The organism is Streptomyces sp. NBC_00872 (assembly GCF_045161915.1).
Lineage (GTDB): Bacteria > Actinomycetota > Actinomycetes > Streptomycetales > Streptomycetaceae > Streptomyces.
Genome location: NZ_CP108806.1, coordinates 8,158,805 through 8,177,089 on the forward strand (window position 1 = coordinate 8,158,805; position 18,285 = coordinate 8,177,089).

General features: G+C 69.1%; 16 protein-coding genes. 5 read left to right on the forward strand and 11 right to left on the reverse strand.

Annotated elements, in window-relative coordinates; genetic code table 11:
- Window positions 1-28: 28 nt before the first annotated feature.
- Together OG214_RS34930 and OG214_RS34935 are read right to left on the reverse strand one after the other, a co-directional pair.
- Window positions 29-595: a hypothetical protein gene (locus tag OG214_RS34930; RefSeq protein WP_405987009.1), complete on the reverse strand. Its 567-nt coding sequence runs from the start codon at window positions 593-595 to the stop codon at window positions 29-31.
- A gap of 163 nt (window positions 596-758) precedes the next feature.
- A complete protein-coding gene (locus tag OG214_RS34935; protein ID WP_363084902.1) occupies window positions 759-1,247 on the reverse strand; it encodes a lamin tail domain-containing protein in 489 nt (162 codons plus the stop codon).
- Between the two features lie 872 nt (window positions 1,248-2,119).
- Here OG214_RS34935 and OG214_RS34940 point away from each other — a divergent pair.
- The gene (locus OG214_RS34940; protein WP_363084901.1) at window positions 2,120-3,508 is read left to right on the forward strand and encodes an MFS transporter; all 1,389 of its coding nucleotides are present in this window, start codon (window positions 2,120-2,122) and stop codon (window positions 3,506-3,508) included.
- A gap of 182 nt (window positions 3,509-3,690) precedes the next feature.
- On the opposite strand, the gene OG214_RS34945 is transcribed toward OG214_RS34940, so the two are convergent.
- Window positions 3,691-4,539 (reverse strand): GNAT family N-acetyltransferase, encoded by an 849-nt coding sequence (locus tag OG214_RS34945; RefSeq protein WP_405987010.1) that lies wholly within the window; start codon window positions 4,537-4,539, stop codon window positions 3,691-3,693.
- A 234-nt stretch (window positions 4,540-4,773) separates the two neighbouring features.
- A complete protein-coding gene (locus OG214_RS34950) occupies window positions 4,774-6,369 on the reverse strand; it encodes an endonuclease/exonuclease/phosphatase family protein (protein ID WP_405987011.1) in 1,596 nt (531 codons plus the stop codon).
- A 325-nt stretch (window positions 6,370-6,694) separates the two neighbouring features.
- Between OG214_RS34950 and OG214_RS34955 the strand changes: the two genes are divergently transcribed.
- Window positions 6,695-7,051: a DoxX family protein gene (locus tag OG214_RS34955; RefSeq protein ID WP_405987012.1), complete on the forward strand. Its 357-nt coding sequence runs from the start codon at window positions 6,695-6,697 to the stop codon at window positions 7,049-7,051.
- Between the two features lie 155 nt (window positions 7,052-7,206).
- Here OG214_RS34955 and OG214_RS34960 read toward each other — a convergent pair whose 3' ends face one another.
- Together OG214_RS34960 and OG214_RS34965 are read right to left on the reverse strand one after the other, a co-directional pair.
- The gene (locus OG214_RS34960; protein ID WP_405987013.1) at window positions 7,207-7,629 is read right to left on the reverse strand and encodes a GNAT family N-acetyltransferase; all 423 of its coding nucleotides are present in this window, start codon (window positions 7,627-7,629) and stop codon (window positions 7,207-7,209) included.
- A 188-nt stretch (window positions 7,630-7,817) separates the two neighbouring features.
- On the reverse strand, window positions 7,818-9,557 hold the full coding sequence (locus tag OG214_RS34965; RefSeq protein ID WP_405987014.1) for a helix-turn-helix domain-containing protein: 1,740 nt from the start codon (window positions 9,555-9,557) through the stop codon (window positions 7,818-7,820).
- A gap of 963 nt (window positions 9,558-10,520) precedes the next feature.
- Between OG214_RS34965 and OG214_RS34970 the strand changes: the two genes are divergently transcribed.
- Window positions 10,521-11,630, forward strand: coding sequence for a hypothetical protein (locus OG214_RS34970; protein WP_363082204.1), 1,110 nt, complete (start codon window positions 10,521-10,523; stop codon window positions 11,628-11,630).
- 222 nt (window positions 11,631-11,852) lie between these two features.
- Here the strand turns inward: OG214_RS34970 and OG214_RS34975 are convergent, their stop codons facing one another.
- The 3 genes from OG214_RS34975 to OG214_RS34985 form a co-directional block, all read right to left on the reverse strand.
- Complete coding sequence (locus OG214_RS34975) at window positions 11,853-12,530, reverse strand: hypothetical protein (RefSeq protein WP_405987015.1); 678 nt, start codon at window positions 12,528-12,530, stop codon at window positions 11,853-11,855.
- 203 nt (window positions 12,531-12,733) lie between these two features.
- Window positions 12,734-13,069, reverse strand: coding sequence for a hypothetical protein (locus OG214_RS34980; protein WP_405987016.1), 336 nt, complete (start codon window positions 13,067-13,069; stop codon window positions 12,734-12,736).
- A 267-nt stretch (window positions 13,070-13,336) separates the two neighbouring features.
- On the reverse strand, window positions 13,337-14,323 hold the full coding sequence (locus OG214_RS34985; protein WP_405987017.1) for a class I SAM-dependent methyltransferase: 987 nt from the start codon (window positions 14,321-14,323) through the stop codon (window positions 13,337-13,339).
- Between the two features lie 269 nt (window positions 14,324-14,592).
- Here OG214_RS34985 and OG214_RS34990 point away from each other — a divergent pair, with 269 nt between their 5' ends.
- A complete protein-coding gene (locus OG214_RS34990) occupies window positions 14,593-15,027 on the forward strand; it encodes a hypothetical protein (protein ID WP_405987018.1) in 435 nt (144 codons plus the stop codon).
- A 59-nt stretch (window positions 15,028-15,086) separates the two neighbouring features.
- Here the strand turns inward: OG214_RS34990 and OG214_RS34995 are convergent, their stop codons facing one another.
- Both OG214_RS34995 and OG214_RS35000 read right to left on the reverse strand, forming a co-directional pair.
- Window positions 15,087-15,446, reverse strand: a complete 360-nt coding sequence (locus tag OG214_RS34995; protein WP_405987697.1) for an NUDIX hydrolase — start codon at window positions 15,444-15,446, stop codon at window positions 15,087-15,089.
- 351 nt (window positions 15,447-15,797) lie between these two features.
- A complete protein-coding gene (locus OG214_RS35000) occupies window positions 15,798-17,114 on the reverse strand; it encodes an MFS transporter (protein ID WP_405987019.1) in 1,317 nt (438 codons plus the stop codon).
- Between the two features lie 89 nt (window positions 17,115-17,203).
- Between OG214_RS35000 and OG214_RS35005 the strand changes: the two genes are divergently transcribed.
- On the forward strand, window positions 17,204-18,184 hold the full coding sequence (locus OG214_RS35005; RefSeq protein ID WP_405987020.1) for an ArsR/SmtB family transcription factor: 981 nt from the start codon (window positions 17,204-17,206) through the stop codon (window positions 18,182-18,184).
- Window positions 18,185-18,285 lie beyond the last annotated feature (101 nt).

Consider the following 18,285-nt stretch of genomic DNA (forward strand, 5'->3'; position numbering starts at 1 on the left):
CATGGGGCGGCCTGCGTGACGCGGGTGCTCAGTACGGAGCCATCACCAGGTCACCGATCACGCGCAGCCCGACCTGCGCGGCCAGCCACGGCGCGCGTTCGGACTCGAACTCCTTGACGTGAACGAAGACCGTGTGATCGGTCGCGGGTTCCTCCAGATCGAGATCGCGGGCGTTCACGCACAGCGTTACGAACGCGCCTCTGGCCCCCCCTCTGCCCAGGCCCACTTCAGGGGCCTCGGGCCAGGCCGTGAAATCCCACCGCACTGTGGCCGGGCTGTCGCCCACCGCGTCGAGGAACGGGTTCACGGTCTCTGGTGACCTGGCCCAGCGCCTCAACAGGATGGGCAGGTGCGCCGACGGATTGTCGCCCTTCGCCGATGAGCGCTTCCAGTCGTTTTCGGCCCACCACTCGGCATCCGGAAACAACTCCAGGAGCGGTGAGAGGGTCCCCGCCGAGGAGATCCGTACCTCGAAATCGACTTCGAGATCCTCGAGATCGGCGAGCGCGAGCAGTCGCTCGACAACCCGTAGTCCCTCTGAGAGGTCAGCCGTTCTGAGGATGGGCTGCGCATATGAGTTGGACACGGAGACCATTCTGGGTGCCGGGCCGGGCTGTGCGCGAGCGGATTCGTCATGGTGGGTGGAAGCGGTGGCGCGGTGTGCCGCAACCGGTCGGGTTGTGGCACACCGCGCGGAGCCTCGGTCCCCTGGCCTTCGGGTCGGGCGTGAGGGAGGAGTGTGAGGCGGGGGTCAGTGGTCAGTGGCGGTTTCCGCCGTGGTGGCCGCGGCCCCAGGACTCGCTGTCGATGGTGCGGCCGCGGTCGTTGCGCAGGGTCGCGGTGTCGCCGCGGTTGCCCCAGATGTAGTCGCGGCTGTCCTGGTGGACGTCGGTGCGGGTGTCACGGCCGGGACCGGTGTGGACCCGGACCGAGGATCGCCCGTCCAGCCACAGGTTCTTGAAGCGGTAACGGTTGCCGTCGGAGTCGCTCAGGGTCCAGCCGTTCAGGTTGACCGCACGGCGGCCGTTGTTGGTGACCTCGACCCACTCCGCGTTCAGGCTCCGGTTGGAGCCGTTGTCCCGCCCGGGACTGTCGTACTGGATTTCCCCCAGGGCCACGGTCGAGCGCGGGGTCTGGTGCCGGCCGTGGCCGTCGTGGGCCGAGGCCGGCAGAGCCGCCGCGGCGAGAAGAGCGCCGGATGCCAGAACACCCGCGACCAGGCGACGGGCGGTACGGGAAGAAGACATGATGCCCCCTCAGATGCGCACCGGCCGGAGCCGGTGCGCTGTACGGATTCCCCGGTCCGATGCCGGGACCTACAGCCTGTCCGCCTCGATCGCCTATTCCGGGCGAATTAATTCCAAGTTACAAAACACGGACATGTCCGTAATCATCGTATATGAATACAAGCGGTCGCCCGTTGTTCTTTCGTGACGGTTCGTGTGCGATGTATCGATCTTTCTGTCAACGTGCGGCAACCGCTTGCCCGTCACATCGTCAGCCGCGGCATGAACCGCCGTGGGGGAGCCGTGTGCTTGGTAACGGAAGCGATCGGCTCATCCGGTGCCGTGTTCGAGCCTGCACGTCCTTGGTGTTCGAGGCGCGGCAGCGGCAGCCGTTGTCACCGTCGGCGGCCGCGAAAATCCCGCGAGGTGTTTTCTCGGAAACGCGCCGCAGAATTCCGACGGAAATCGGCGGCCAATTGCGGTGACACATTCCCGCGGTTCTGGAGAGCGGCGGACATCGTCGGCCGGGTCCGGACCGCTCTGTCCATCCGTAAATGCCTTGATGTGATTGACGTCCGGATGGATGCGAAGAGTAACCAGCCGCGCCACCAGGCCGAAGTCGCTCAGCCGCCGCTGTATCCCTCTTCCAGGCCGAAGTGCCTTGCCGCCGTGGGACCTTCGTACGGCTGTGCGTCGATTCCTGCTTCCAGTGGGTGCGGAGGGTAGTTGCGCGTGTCATGCCGCCAACATCCTTACTCTCTCCCTAGATCGCCCTGCTCAAGTAATTCCCATGACCAAGGGATTCCGTCTCGGAGCCCTGAGGGGAAGAACGTATGCACAGTTCGCGAGCTACTGCCGGACTATCGATCGAGGCCCGACTCGACAGACTTCCGGTGACAGCACGCCATAAGCGCTTCGTCAATGTGATGGCGCTCGGCAACTTCTTCGAAATCTACGAACTCTTCTTGATGAGTGCCTTGTTGAGCACTCTCAAGGAAACCTTCTCCCTGAGCGGAATCTCTCTCTCGCTGTTCCTCGCGTCGACCGTCGTCGGAGGCTTCCTCGGCGCGGTCGTGGTGGGGCGGGTGGCGGACCGGATCGGGCGGCGCGGCGCCTACATGATCACGCTCAGTCTGTACTCGGCGGGTACGATCGCCTGCGCCTTCGCGCCGGACATCTGGACGTTGATCGCCTGCCGTTTTGTCATCGGCGTCGGAATCGGCGGCGAACTCCCGGTGACCGACGCGTATCTGGCCGACATTCTGCCGCCGGCCCGGCGCGGTTATTACGCGGCAAAGGCATATACCTGTGCCCATGTCGCCGTACCCGTTGTCGGATTTCTGAGCCTGCTGCTCGTCGACAAGGCCCCGCTCGGTGTGGCGGGATGGCGGTGGATGTTCGCGATCGGGTCCCTGGGCGCGGTGCTGACCTTCTTCGTCCGCAGAGGTCTGCCCGAGTCACCCCGGTGGCTGGAGACGGTCGGCCGGTCGGCGGAAGCGGACAAGGTGACCGCCGTCTTCGAGAAGGCCGCGGAGGCGGAGGGGTGGAGGCCGCCGCCCGCGCCCATGCAGGAAGAGGCGGTACCTCCGCCCGTGGAGAAGCGACTGCCCGTCCGCATGCTCTTTCGGGCGCCCCTGGCCCGCCGTACGGCGCTGATGGCCTTGCTGTGGGCTCTCGGGCCGATCGGGTACTACGGCTTCAGCAGCCTCGCCTCGCTCGCACTTCAGGCGAAGGGGTTCGATCTCGACAGCTCGCTCACGTTCATGACGCTGTCGTTCCTCGGATCGCCGATCGGCTCGTACCTGTCCATGCACATCGTGGAGAGGGCCGAGCGTAAGTGGATCCTGTGTGTGGCGCTGCTGGCCATGGCGGCGATCGGACTCGCTTACGGGTACGCGCGGTCGGCGGTGATGATCACGACTCTCGGTTTCTGTTTCACCGTGGTGGCCAACATCAAGACCAACGCCACCCACATCTACCAGTTGGAACAGTTCCCGACGAGCCTGCGCACCACGGCCAACGGCTGGCTGTTCTCGCTGAACCGGCTGTCGAGCGGGGCAGCGCCCTTCTATATGGTCCCGCTCTTCTACGGCGTCGGAGTGGGGGCTGTATACATGGTCGGGGCGGCGGCCATGCTGCTGGCCGCGACCGCTGTCGCGTTCGGCGTGCGGACCAGAGGGCTGTCGCTGGAGAACATCAATACGGCGTCCCGGCCCGAGGGTTCACCGACGGCGGCCCTCATTCCCTCGCCACACACTCGCGCCACGACCAGGAAGCCGTAAGCCTCCCTTGCGGGCGCCAGGGCCCCGGGCCGCACACCGGGGCTGGTCGCCTACGCCGGCGGTGTCCGGCCGAAGACGACCGGGTCACAAGCTCCCCACCCCGTACGGCCGTTGCCATGTCCGGCTGACCGGGCCTCCGGAGACGGCTTCTCTACTCAGCGGTTCGCTACTCGGCAGGCTCGCTACTCAGCGGGCTCGGCGATCAGCGCGGTGGCGATACGCCGGAAGCCGAGCCGGGCGTAGATCCGGGCGACGTCGTCGTCGCCTGCCGACAGGAAGACCGTCTCCACGCCTCGCGATCGTGCGTCGGCTACGAGTGCCGCGGTGACCGCGAGCCCGAGTCCGCGACGGCGTGCGGTGGGCAGTGTTCCGACACCGACGATCTCGCTGACCGCCCCGACCGGCTGATGCTGGCCCGCGCACAGCACCGTCCCGCTCTCCACCGCTGCGGCGACCGCGGTCAGACCGGCCTCGATCCGCGCCACCGCGCGGTCCACCGACCCGTCCTCCGCTCGTATACGTACAGCTTCCGCCAGTTCGTCGACTCCCGCCGAGCCGACACCGGTTCCGGGCTCCGCGAAGGCGAGGTGCGGCACGGCCAGCGCGCTCGCCAGCGCCGGATCGTCCGGCCCGATGATCCGTACCGACGATCCGACGGGCAACTCGTCCGCGGTGGGCACCGGCGCGCCCGGGTCGAGCACCATCAAGGGGTGCTCGTGAACCACGAGCCCCGAATCCTCGATCGCGACACGAAGCAAGGGTGTGGTCTCGGCGATCCACTCGAAACTCTCCGGGACCCCCAGCTCACGCTGCCGGGCGCGGACTCGGTCCACAGCGGCGGCACTCACCGCTCCGGACCATCCCAGAGCCGGACGTGCGTAGAACGGCCACCCCTGCCCTTCCCGCACGAACAGAGTCAGCGGCCCGAAGTCCTCGGCCCGTGCACCATGGCGCGGCACCGCGTCGTAGTACCACTCAAGTTGGTCCAGCAGTATCCGCTCGGGGCAGTCATCAAGATCCGCAGAAGTCACGCGGGGCATCCAAACACCAGGTCGCCGTCCACCGCCACCTCATTACGACTCGGCCGCGACCGCCCTCCGCGCGGACGATCAAGCATGGGCAGCAGAGCACAGCACAGCACAGCGCAACACTGTCGCGCACCAGCCGTCATGGCCGGGACCCGGCCGATCGACCGGTGATCAGGCCCGACGGTCCGAAGGCCCGAAGGTCCGACGGGCCAGGAGACCTGGGTCAGGACGCCGGGATCAGGACACCGTGAAGACCTTGGACTCGGCTACCGACAGCAGCCCGTCGTCCGGCAGCAGGCGCACCACGTACCTGCCGGGTTTCAGCGGCCAGGAGTCCTCGGCTCCGATCGAGTCCGGCCCGATCTCGCCGTGGCCCTCGATCCGCGAACCGGTGTAGGTGTAGACGAGGTAGTCGGAGTTCGGCTCGCACTTGTTCTTCGGGCAGGCGAAGACCGAGATCCAGTCCAGCCCCATGCCCGGGGCGTTCGACCACGAGACGTCGATCGGCCGGCCCGTCCGGTACGTGCTCTTGCCCACCGACACCCGGGTCGGCTCGCCCTTGGGGTAGAGCCACACCTGGGTCTTCGAGAGCACCTTGCCGCCGTTGGAGCGGAGGACGACGTCGTACTCGCCCTGGCGCAGGCGCTTGGTCGGCAAGGCGACCGTGCCGTCCTGCCGTCCGGTCTTGCCCGTCGGCTGCCACGCCGCGGTCCGGCCCCGCCGGTCCAGCAGCGCCACGCGCTCACCCGGCTTGCCGGGGGCGTGGTAGGTGACCGGGAGCGTCTTGCCGATCGTGACCGAACGGGTGGCCGGCGCGACCAGGACCGGTGGCACCGCCGGTTCGACCTCCAGCGTGGACACCACTCCGCGGTGGTCGCTCGGCCAGGGTGACAGACCCACCCCGACGTCCGGTCCGCCGCTCTCGCCGACGACGGTGCTGTCGATCGTGCGGGACGGACCGGCGCGAAGCACCCAGTCGATCCGGTCGTCCACCTCGTGCGGGTCGGCCTCCGGGCTGCCCGGCGTCCAGGTGAAGCCGGGAACGGCGACCGGGTCGGGGTGCGCCTCGCGGTAGGTGTCGTGCAGCCCGGCCTTCGCCAGGGCGGCACTGACCGGCCACTTCACCGCGAAGGGGACGTCCGGCCGCGCGTCCGCGACGGCCTGGGTCCAGTCCAGGTGCGACGGGCTGTTGAAGTCACCGGTGAGCGTGACCGGGATGCCCTGCCGGGCGAGTCGGGGCAGCACGTCGATCTGGTCCTGGACAGCGGGCAGGCGGACGTCGCGTTCGAGGTCGAGCACGTCCCGCGGGCTGCCGCCGTCCCGTACGAGGTACGGGCCGTAGGGGTCGGACGGTGTGTGGGTGTTGGCGACGGCCATCACCCGTCCCGGCGCCACCTCGACGAACACGTACAGGCCGTTGCCGCCAGGCGGGTTGATGACGGGGAACCGGGACATCACGTGCGCCCGGTCGCTGCCGTACCAGCCGAGCGCCGACGCGATCCGCTCGGTGTTGCGCTCCGACTCCTGCACACCGACGATGTCGGCACGGGCGTCCTTGATGGCACGCTCGATCTGCTTCAGGGTCTCCGCGCACCCGTTCGGCGTCGCGCAGAAGTCCTCGGTGGCGAGGTCGAGGTCGTCGCCGCCGTAGAAGGTGTTGAGAGTCATCACCCGCACGCGCTCGTGCGGCGCGGAACTCTGATGCCCGGCCGTCGCGAACGCGGAAGCGGATCCGAGCGAGAGCCCGACAGCCGAGAGCCCGACAGCCGAGAGCCCGACAGCCGCGAGCAGCGCTCCGGCGAAGGCCACGATCCATCTTGTGCGCGCAGTCATTACACACTCCTCGTCACGCTCCCGGCCGCACCGGTCTCTGGCCGGCCACCTCTCGGATCGCCGGGAGCGGACCCAAGGCTAGGAATGGCGAGGAAGCCGCCGCCTCCCTTTTCTCCTGTATGTCAGGCGAACCAATCCTGAATCGCGTTGACATGAATGGGGGAGCGGCTGGGAGCGATGGACCCGCGAGGAGGGGCGATCCGCGGCAGCGTTTCCCCGGCTGCCACCCGATGTCACATATCGAGTCGCCGGTTCGTCATCCACGAGAACGGCACGCCACCACGGAGTGCCCAGCAATGCTGTTCCCCGCAGAAACGGAGAAATCGTGTTCGCCGCCTATGTCACGGTCACCATCCTCGGCGCGGTCTTCAACGGTGCCGCCGCCGTCACCTATCTGATCGGCCACGAATACCCCAAGACCCAGGCGGACATGAAGGGCGTGCCCCGGAAGTGGGTACCGGTGCTGGGAGCGCTGCTGGCGGCGGGCGCCGTGGGGCTGCTGGCCGGGTTCGCCGTACCGCTCCTGGGAACCCTCGCCGCCTCCGGCCTCGTGCTGTACTTCATCGGCGCGATCACCGCCCATCTGCGGGTGGGCTCCCGCGACATCGTAGGCGGGATCGCGTTCCTCTCCACCGCGGTGGCCGCCCTGGCTCTGGGTCTGGTCCACCACGGCCTCCGGTGACCCGCGGGGCCCGGAAGTTCCGTGCCCGCGAAGGGAAATCCCGCGGATCGATCACCACCCGGTAGGTGCCCTGGCACTCCAGCCGCGGATGTGATCCCGCTGTGCGCCGCGGACTCCGGCCGAACTGTCGGACAGGAGACTTTGACGCGGAACTGTCAGACAAGCGGTCTGACCCAGCGGCTCCACTGCTCCTCGGCGTGGTAGCCGGCGGCGCTCCAGGCATGCCGACCGGGCTCGTTGTGGTCCAGGACCATCGCATCGGCCCGGCGGCCGCCGAGTGCCACGAAGCGGTCGTGGGCGGCGGCGAGCAACGCGGCGGCGATGCCCTGGCGGCGCTGGTCCGGGTCGACGGCCAGCCGGTACAGATGGCAGCGCCAGCCGTCGTAACCGGCGATGACCGTGCCGACGATCGATCCGTCGCGTTCGGCCACCAGCAGGGCCTCCGGGTCACGTGCGAGTAGACGGGTGACCCCGTCCGTGTCGTCGGTGATGCTGGTGCCCTCGGCCGACCGGGCCCAGAAGGCCAGCAGGTCGGGAACCTCGACGATGCTCGCGGTACGGATCTCGATGTGGCCCATCAGTGTTGTCTAGCAGGAACGACACCGGCGGAGCAGGGAATTTCGGCCGTCGGACGTACGTGACCCGGTCCTGCCGTGGTCGCGTTCACGCCCCGCCCCCGGTCCGGGGCGTGAACACGGCCCTGACTCTAGGTTCCGTGCGGCGGCCCGGCGAGAGACGAAGTGCACAGCCTGACCGGCCGGCGGTTTCAGAAGTTCCTGTCCGGCCTTCCGCGGTCGAGGACCTCGACGGCCAGCCACAGGTCATGGCGCGCGTTCGGGACCCTCACCAGCGACCGGCGCATGACCTGTTCGAGCCGCATCAGCCGCTTACGGGTTCCCGTCACCGACACCCCGAGCGCCTGCGCCGTCGCACTCAGCCGGGTGTCGTTCCGTAACCAGGTACGCAGTGTCGCCTCCAGCGCGGGTGCTTCCTCACGCACGGGGCGCAACTGCGTCAGCGCCCACTCCCGTACGGCCGGCAGGCGAAGCAGCGCCTCGAAGACGTCCTCGACCGGAGCCGGGCCCGCTAGGCCCGCCAGGCCCGCGACGCCCGCTGTACGCGCTGGCTCCGTCGTACCCGCTGGCTCTGCCGTCGTGCCCACTGGCTCCGCCGCGTCCGCCGCGTCCGCCGCGTCCGTCGACTCCGCCGTACTCGCCGGCTCCGCCGTGCCTCCTGGCCCTGCCGTGCCTGTCTGCCTGTGGTCCGCCACGCGCGGTAACGCCCCTATCCGCAGGGCCAGATCGAGTCTCGCCTGGTCGCCCACCAGCTCCAGGTCCAGACCGAGGAGCGACTCGACGCGGCGGAGGCGCGAGGCCAGGGTGTTGCGGTGGATCTTCATATGCCGGGTCGCGGCCGACGAGAAGGACAGCCACGACCGGACCGTGTCGGTCAGCGCGCGGCTGTCGGGGGCGGTGGTCCGGGCGGGGACATGCCCGGTCAGCGGCGCCAGCAGACGGTCGGCCCAGGCGTGGCCATGGCGGCCCGCCACGACGGGCAGCCCCAGCGCGGCGTCGAACCGTGCCCAGCGCTCGGGACGGCCACGGGCCACCGCGAGCGCGTGGAAAGCCTGTTCGTAGCCGGCGGCCGTGTCACGCAGCGCCAGCGCGTCGCCGGTCCCCACGACACAGCCTTCGATCTCGGCCGCGAGCGCCGCCTCCAGCGGCCGGGCGCCGACGGCGCCGAGGCTCGCCGGCGCGACCATGAGCACATGGTCGGAGTAGACGGGACACCGTACGATCCACGCCTGGCCGGCGGTGAGTTCGGCGCAGACACGGATCGCCTCGGCCCGCCGGCCGGCACCGCACTCGACGACATGGAACCGGGCCGGATCGGACAGGCGCGGCGCGAGGGCACCCGCGATCTGATGCGCCGTCGTGAGGTTCCCGGACATCAGCAGATGCAGCACGGCCTCCCGTCCGCGCGCGTCGGCGATCTCCACGCGCCGCCGGGTCCGCTCGGTCTCCCTCGCCCGCCAGCAGACCCCGAGCAGCGGCACCGCGTCGACCGGGGCCGCCGTCCCGAGCGGGTCGGGTCCGACGACGGCGAGGACCAGTTCGGACGGTTCGGGCCCGGAGCGGTCCCCGGGTATGCCGACGGCCAGCAGCGCGCCCGATCGGCCCGGGGACTCGCCCGCGACGAACGTACGCAGCCCCCGCTCACGCATCACGCGCAGCCCGTCGGCCACGAGCGCCATCACATCCGGGCCGCTCCCGTGGGAAGACGCGGCCTCTACGCCGCCGGCCGGGTCCACCAGCCCGACCCAGCACCCCGTCCGGCGCGCCAGCCACCGCAGCAGAGCCTGTACGCCGTCCGCCTTGTGGGCCAGCCGGTGCATGGCCAGGATGTCGGCCGCGCGCAGGGAGTCCGGGGACGGCGCCGCTCGCTCGCCCACGCCGCACTCCTTCGCCTCGCCGGTCAGCGTGCCGGGCTCCGGGAAACCCGTCACGGGAGGAGATCCATTGTCCATGCGGCAGCGGGACTTCCGCCACGCCCGGGAGGACCGCGACGGGCCGCTGGTCCATCAGTAGCAGGTCCACCCGGACGCGGCATCGCGTTCAACGACTTCCCCTGAGCCGAGGACCATCGGCCCTCATCGGCCCTCGTGCCCTCATCGACCGCCGACACCCCTGCGCGGGACGGTGGTTGCTCCGGTCCACGATCGGATGAACTCCGTTCCCGGAACGGTGCGTTGCCCGGGATCGATCCACAACAACCGTGGCGGGATCAGCCGGCTCGTACGGTTCCTTTCCCCGGGAAGGTCCACCTTGTCGAAATCGACTGAGCCACCGGTTTCCCACTGCCCACCGCGTTGTGTTGAGGGTGAGAGGTGGCGACGACGGGCCGCGCGGTCATCTGCGGGGCTCCCCGGCAGTGTGATCCCGGCGGCCACCGGCCGAGGCGGTGGCGGACTTCCACGCCGTCGCCGTTCAGGACCGGCCGGGCAGAGGACGCGCAAACCACCCACCGAAGCATGTTCCGGCCATGTGCGGTGACGGTACGCACAGAAGGGGGTGGGGCGGATGGGGCGGGGTGCGGCGACCGATCACGGGGGAGCGGCCGGACCGGCCTACGCGCGCTGTGACCCGTGGTGGCGGAGCGCGTCCCGGAACCCCCTGGGACAGATGCGGCGGACACCGGAAGGGAGGCGGGGGGACACCGGAACGGCTGGCGGAGAACGCCACAACGGGCCGTTCTTCTGGGACGGTGAGCAGCCGGGCCAAAGCGTGTGACGCACCGTCGGGACACGGGCGGACACGCGGCCCCCGCGGTTCCCCACAGCCGCCCGCAGGACAGCGCTGAGACCGCCCGTCCCGGAACCGCACACGCCGGACTTCCGCACACGCCGGACGTCCGTACACAGCACCGGACCGCGCAGGCAGCACCGACCTCACCAACAGGAGGTACGCTCATGCACGCCCGCACCGCAGTTCCGTCGAACAGACCCGTCCGGGCCGTTCTTCTCGTCATGGGGATGCTGGCCGCTCTGCTGGCCGCAGCCCTGCCCACCGCCGGCACCGCCCAGGCCGCCGTCCCCGACCGCTGGGGATTCGCCTACCTGGACAACCCCACGCCGCCCCCCGGTTACGTACCCGACCCCTCCCGCCAGTGGGGCAGCTGGACCTCTCCGACCGCCAACCCCGTCAAGGTCGACCAGCTCGGCCTCGGCTCGTACGTGGTGCACTTCCCGCAGATCGGCGGCCGGGGCGGCATCGCCCATGCCACCGCGGTCAGCAGGGCCGGACACTGGTGCCAGCTCGCCGACTGGCGGCCCGCGGGATCCGGTGAGGACGTCTACGTCAACTGCTATCTCCCCAGCGGCGCACCCGACAACTCCGCCTTCACCGTGCTGTACACCAGCAGCAGCGGCGCTCCCGCCACACCGACCGGCTCGTACGGCTACCTGTACTCCGACATCAGTGGCGCGGTGCTCACGCAGTACAACTCCACCGGGGCCGTGAACACGGTGAGCAAGGGCGGGACCGGTATCTGGAAGGCGTGGCTTCCCGGTCTCGGACTGTCCAGCTACGCCGGCAACATCCAGGTCACAGCGGTCGATGCGAGGCAAGGGGCACACTGCAAGGTGTCCGACTGGGCACCCGGTTCCACCGGGCAGACCATTCTGGTCGCCTGCTACGACGCGTCCAACGCCCCGTACGACGCCAAATGGACCCTGAGCTACTCCTATCTGCGGGCGGTGCACGGACCCGCCTTCCCGCCGAGGTCGTTCGGCTACCTCTGGTACAACGGATCGCTGCCCCCGCTGACCAACTACAACTCCAGCAGCGCCACCAACACCCTCGGTGGCTCGGGAACGCCCTTCGTCGTCACCCTGCCGTCGGTGGCCGTCCCCTCGGACACCGCTCAGACCACCGCCTACGGCAGCGGGCCCGAATACTGCGGTCTGTACGCCCCATGGACCAGGACCGGCGGCGCCGTCCAGCTCCCCGTCAACTGCTTCGGCCCTGGCGGAACTCCGGTGAAGGCTCCCTTCTTCACCGCGTACACCTCGGCGTTCTGACCTTCCCGCACGGCCCCTCCCACAGGTCTGGCACGAGGTGGAGTGTGGCGACTGCCCTGCTGTCGCGGGCCGCTGCATCCCTGTCCGGGAGGAAGAAGAGCTGAACGGGGTGGGTCCGACTCCTACGGTCGGGCCCACCCTGCCGCGCCTTCACCCCGAGCCGGGAACCGCGCGGCCCGCGGCTCCCGCGTGGTCCACCGGAGCTTCAGGCCCGGTGGAAGATCACGTATTCCCCGCGCCCGCGGTCGTGTCATCCCCGGCGCGTGACCTTGCGAGGACCGTTCCGACCTTGGTCAGCATCTGACCGAGCAGGTGGAGCGCCCGTGCCCGTGTCGGTGCCCCACGTGCGGTGCCTCTCCAGTACGCGTCCGTGAACGTCTCGACCGCGTCGAGGGTCCGGTTGTCGTCGCGGGCGGCCAGCAGCAGGACGAATCGCACGTAATCGCCGATGTCGGTGCCTCGGGAGTGCTGGTCGGTGAAGACTCGAAGCCGCGGTGTCAGCGCGGGCAGTGTGCGGGCCGTGGGGAAGACCACGGCGAGGCCGGCGAGAGCCAGACGGACCGCCCCGCATTCGACGGCCCACCGGCCCAGCAACTCCGGAGTGCTGGACTGGACGGCCTGCCGGGCGCGGGCCTCACTGCTGGGATCGGCGTGCGGCGGAAGGTCCGGCCAGCATTCGGCAAGATGGCGATCCGCGACGGTGGCGATGCTGAACAGGAGGCGCACCGTCTCGAACCGGTGCTGCGGCGGCACTCGGTCGTCCGTGGCGAGGGCGGAAAGCAAGGCGACGCCGTCGGCGGTGTCCGCTTGGCAGGTGTCCTGGTGGAGGATCTCGCTGTAGAAGTCGCGCAGGAAGCCCCTGTCGTGCCAGGACGGGTCCGCCGAAGGACTGAACAACATCGCAGATTGCGGAGGCCGAAGGCCCGGCAGACGATCGACGACGACGTCCCGGAAGATCCGCCGGACCGGCGGACCGAAGACACGACCGGCCCCCGACGCCTCCTGAAGGCCGGTGCCTGTCGCGTCGTCCGTCAGATCGGTCCCACGCCATGCCGGCCATCGCCCAGCCGCACCATCCTGCTCCGAGCCGGTGACCGAGGAGTTCACCCCAGCTCGGCCGCGTCGGAGTCGGCTGGCTTCGGAGGCCTCTGGTGGCCGCACTCCAGCCGGGTGCCGTTGGCATCCGCGACCGCGTACTCCAGGACAACCTTGTGAGGGTCGCCGTCCTCATAGAGCCACACCGTGATGCCTTCCTGCCAGACAGAGGTGGAGAACCAGACATCGATTCCCTCGACGTCGGGCGCGACCGTGAAGACCTCCCCGGGTTTCAGCCAGTAGTCCTCACCGTACGGCTCGATGAAGAGACAGAGGTCACGGTCGCCCGCGTTCTCCACAGACAACTGGCTGCGTCCCCGCTGGTCCCCCAGAGACTTTGCCATCCCTACGAACCTCAACCTCCGCCACCGTATCCGTGCGGCCCCGCCCCGCCCTCTTCGAGGCCGCCCAAGCCCCCGCAGGGCCTTCGCGGGACAGCCCTTGGTGGCGTGGTGCGTGGTGGCTCGGGGTGGGCCGGACACCGGCGGGGCCTGTGTCCAGGTGCCGCCCGTGGTCGCCACGACGATGATCGTGGCCAGTGTCTCCCGGTCACCGTACCGGCGCCGGCCACCACCCCGGGGCGCTTCGGCGCCCCCGCCACCACCCGGCGGCTACGCCCTGCCCGTCACCTTCTTGACCAGCTTGGCGAGACCTGAGGATCCGCCGCTGGGCGTGGCCTCCTTCAGTGCCTTCTCCAGCTGGGCGAAGTGGTCCTTGCGGGTCCGGCTCAGGTATTCGTCCGAGGTCAGCGGCTTGGCGATCTTCCAGGCGCGCCGGTGGTCACCCTCGTAGTGGGCGACATAGGCCTTGGCGAGTTCGATCACGGCCTTGAACGGGATCCCCTTGGTGTAGTCCCGGTCGACGACGTCCTGGACGGCCGACATCAGCTTCAGCTTCTCGTCGACGTCGAAGGCGTCCTCGGCTATGGCCTGCAGCACATCCTGCGGGATGGGCTTGACCACCTCGAAGGCCAATGTGGAGCGGATGGGAGGCCCGGCGATCTCGATGTACGGGAGCAGCAGACCGGTGCTGTAGTGCAGCCACGGCAGCCGGGGGCTGGCGAAGTCCTGGTGCAGCAGCACGGAGCCCGGCTCCAGGCGGGGCAGGAAGCGTTCGGCCACACAGCGGAAGACCCGCGCCGTCTTGGCGATGTCGACGTGCAGGAACTCGATGGGGCTGTGGTCCTCGGGGTCGGACGTCTGCCAGATGTCGCCGGGGTGCAGCTCGATGAAGTCGATGAACGGATCCAGCTTGTCCTTGAAGTCGTCGAGGAAGGAGTTGCTGTCCTCGGGCGCGACCCCGGCCGAGAAGAATTTCTCGGAGGCGAAGGTGCCCTTACCGACCCGGAAGAAGTCGTACGCGTGCAGCTTGTTCTTCCTCTCGTCGAAGGCAGGGTTCTCCTTCAGACCGAGCGCGAACGCATACGTGGATCCGCCGCCGCCCGACCCGAGCTCGATCACCTTGCCCTCTCCCGTCAGCCGATGGCGTCCCAACAGGTAGAGAAAACGCAATTCCCACGCGCTCACCTGGGAGTAGGGGATCGCGTCCGGAAGCACAACGTCGTTGATCTGTTGGTAGAGCTTGCTGAGCGGCGCCACGGGTACCTCGGGGTCTCAGTCGGATGAACGGGTCGCGATATTAAACGTCATTTCGTGGGAGATTCGTCGATGAAAACCGGCGATGGATTACAAGATTTCCTCATCCTTCATGTTCCGGACGCACAGTGTTGCGCCGATGTTCCCTTTCTGAATCAGAGCGGGATGATCTTGGCTTCGGGGTGACCGCGTGGCGAACGCCGTACTCACCGTTTCCCGGCGGCAACTCGTGCACAGACGGTTCACCACTCCTCACCGGGCATCATGCACGGGTGAGCATCATCGTTGAGTTCTTCGTCGCGCCGGATGACGCGTCCGCCGCTCTCGCGCTGGGGACCGGGCCGGGACGTGTCTTCGAAGCGCTTTCGTGCGGCAACTTCGATCCCGAGGAGGCTGTGGTCGAGTGGGAGTGCCTCTTTGATGGTGGCGACGTCGAGGACCGCGTCGAGACCGGTGAGCCGCGCATCATCGCTGGGGAGGCCGATGACGGCTGTGTCGTTTTCGTCGTCTCTCACGGCCTGGTCACGGCCCTCGCCCGAGCGGAGCGGTTCCGGCTGCATGAGATCGCGGCCTCGTGGGTCGGGCGGCGAGCGGAGGACGGCGAGGTCATCGAGGCGGATGTGGCTGGTGAGATTCTGAGCGATCTTGCCGCAATCGCCCGCAGCGCCGCGAGGCAGCGCCAGGGGCTGTACTGCTGGATCGCGTAAGGATCATGTGCGGAGCCGGACGACCAGGCCCTGGCGGTCGCCGGTCGCCGGTGACAGGGTCAGTGCGCCCCGACTCCGTGCCCGGCCGCCAGCCTGCGTACGTGCGCGCGGATCCGGTCGCGGTCCTCGGGGAAGGCGCTCTCCCACGTGTCGTCGAGATCGATCCAGGCCGGCGGCTGGCCGCTCTCCCCGCCGAACGGCACATCACGTCCGATGACGGCCGTGTAGGACAGGCCAAGCGTCGGCGACCGGTCGGCACGGTAGGAACGGACAGAGACGGCCGCCGGTACGGGCAGTAGCTCACCCCGCAGACCGGTCTCCTCCATGAGCTCACGCGCGGCGGTGGCCCGCGGTGTCTCACCCGGCTCGACCTTGCCGCCGGGCGAAGCAGGCGGGTTCGCGGTTTTCTGGCCGCTCAGTCGCGGGAACCTGCGCGTGGGTGGGCGGCGAGGTGCTCTGCACGGACGAGTTCATGAGCCCGGGCTTGGGGAACATCTGTACAGCGTTTGGCGCTGAGAAAGATCCATGGTCTGTAGCGGCGGGTGGTTGGCTCCGCCGTGTGCCGGTGGAATCTCTGACGGATGACCAAGCCGAGGCGTACGGAAAGTTCGTCGAGGAGCTGACGGGCCCGGAGTTGGAGCGCTTCTTCTTGGCAGAGCCGAGGCTTAGGACTCCTAACACATGAACCAACGACAATGACTGTCTGTCAGGGAGACGTGGGGGTGGGGGTGGGGTGCGTGACGGCTCGCGGCCGACTCGACCGGCGACGGTTACTGCTCAGGAGAAATACACGCATCCTGTTCGGTGCCGTTCTCTGATCCCGTTGAGCAGTTCGGGACGGGGACCGGGGAGGTGGGCGGGTGCCAGGTGAGAATCCAGCTGGCGGTAAGCGCCGCCGCACCGCCTGCCAGGGCGACTGCACCGCCTGTTCCGATGCCTGCGGCCACCGAGCCGAAGCAGACCGGCCCGACGCCCTGCAGCGTCATGCTGCCGGAGCCGAGCAGACCGAAGGCCTGGCCCTGGCCATCCTGCGGCAGGGCGTCCAGGAACGGCCGTTGCAGGCCGAGACCGTAGGCGAATCCCAATCCGCAGAGCAGCAGCAGACAGGACGAGACGCCCACTCCGGGCTCAGCAGCGAAGCCGACCAGCGGCAGTCCCATCAGCGCAATCAACGGGACCACCAGTCGCTCCCGGGTGGGTGGCTGCAGCAGTCGGCCCACCAGCAGGTCACCGACCAGCATGCCGACCGGCAGACAGCCCATCAGCACCGCGTACCAGCCGGGCGTGAAGTGGCGTCCTCCCGCGTAGGCGACGATCAGACCTTCCGCGCCCGCTACGAACGCGGGCGGCAGCCACTGGGCCAGCATCAGTCGTCGCACCGTGCGTCCGCGCAGCAGCAGGCCGGCACCGTGCAGGCTTGCCCGGACGGCCCCGCCATCGTCCCGAGCGCTGCCGGGTGTGCCGCCGAACTCTCCCCGCTGGAGCCGGGGTAGCCGGATGCGGATAGCGAGCGCGCAGCCGAGGTAGAGGGCGGCGCTTACCGCGAGCGCCCGGTGCGGGCCGAGTACCGCGACGGTCGCACCTCCCAGCGCCAGACCGAACAATTGCGCGCCGGAGGCAGCGATGTTGTTCAGTGAACGGCCCAGTACATAGGCGTCGCCCTCCAGCGACTGCGCGACCAGCCGACTTGACGCGCCGTGAAACACCGGTGTGGCGAGGGCGACCAGCGCCACGACACCGAGGCTTGCCGCGACCGGCATCCGCACCAGGGCGAGCAGCAGGGCGGCGGCGCACGTCAAGGCATAGCCGCCGGTGATGAGCGCGCGGGGCTGCAGTCGGTCGGCCAGTGAGCCCAGCAGCAGCGAGCCGAACAACTGCGGGATGAAGCCGATGCCGAAGGCCAGTGCGCTCAGCAGCGCGGAGCCGGTGGCCGAGAAGACCAGCACCGAGAACGTGGTGATCCGCAGCGCGTCCGCAGTGATCGCGACGGTGCGGGTCGAGAAGAGCAGCCGGAATCGTGGCTCGGCCAGCACCTCCCGGTAGGTGGCACGGTGGTTGCCCTGCGCGGGTTCGGCGGTTGGGGTCATGACGCCCAGCCTCGCCATGCGCCCACGCCACTCACCAATGATTCGTCGCTCGACGAATCGGAACAGACGTCCCTCGGTAGCATGGCAGGGTGCTCCGCTTCGAAGTCTCCGTCGAGGACCTGCTGCGCAGCCGCTTCGCACTCTCCCCCGCGATGGACCTCTGCTTCCTGCTACGCTCGCTCGCCGGCCAAGACAGGCCGCTGCCGCGAGCCTGGGCCACCCGACTCCGGCCGGCTTTTGAACGGCTTCGCCGCGAGAGCGAGCTGAACGCCGCCCTCGCCCTGCACACCCCGCAATCCGGACCGAACTTCGTCGCCCCGCCCCCGCGCGGCCTCAACCAGACCTGGGCGGACGACCTGGCCATGATCCGGGCCACACCGCTGGAAGCGGCCCGCCGCGAAATCGCCACCAACGCGACCGGCCCGTCCGCCCGTGATGCCCGCATACGCGCAGTGCTGGACTCGACGGACGCCGTCTCCAGGATCGCCGAGGCGATGGACCAGGCCTGGCACGAACTGCTCGCCCCGGACTGGCCGCAACTGCGCGCGATCTGTGAGCGCGATGTCGTGCACCGGGTGGGTGTGATCGGCGAACACGGATGGGTCACGACCATCGAGAGCCTGCACCCGAGCATCGCCTGGCAAGCCGGTGGTATCGAGATCGGCCACTTCCCCCAAGTCGGAACTGTCCGCCTCGCCGGCGACGGGCTCCTGCTGATCCCTTCGGTTTTCGTCGGGAACATCGCCGCCCACCTGGAAGACCCCTGGCCCAGGACCTTGATCTATCGTGCCCGCGGCACCGCCGGCCTGTGGGGCGAACAGGAGAGCGTCCCCCGACCGGACGCCCTGACCGCCCTGGTCGGCCGGTCCCGAGCCCGGCTGCTGTTGGCGCTGGACGCCCCGGCCAGTACCAGCCACCTCGCCCGAAGCCTCGCCATGACACCCGGCGCGGTGGGAGACCACCTCGCCATCCTGCGAGGCGCGGGACTGCTCGTCCGCGCCCGGTCCGGACGGTCGGTGCTCTACCGGCGCACCCCGCTCGGCGAGGCACTGGCAGGCGGTACGGGCTGAGGGATCAGATCAGCACTGCTTTTTTGAGACGCCGCCAGCAGACGATTGCGCGGCCGAGGGCGAGGAAGGTCGCACGGGAGGTAGTGGCCGCCACCGGTTGG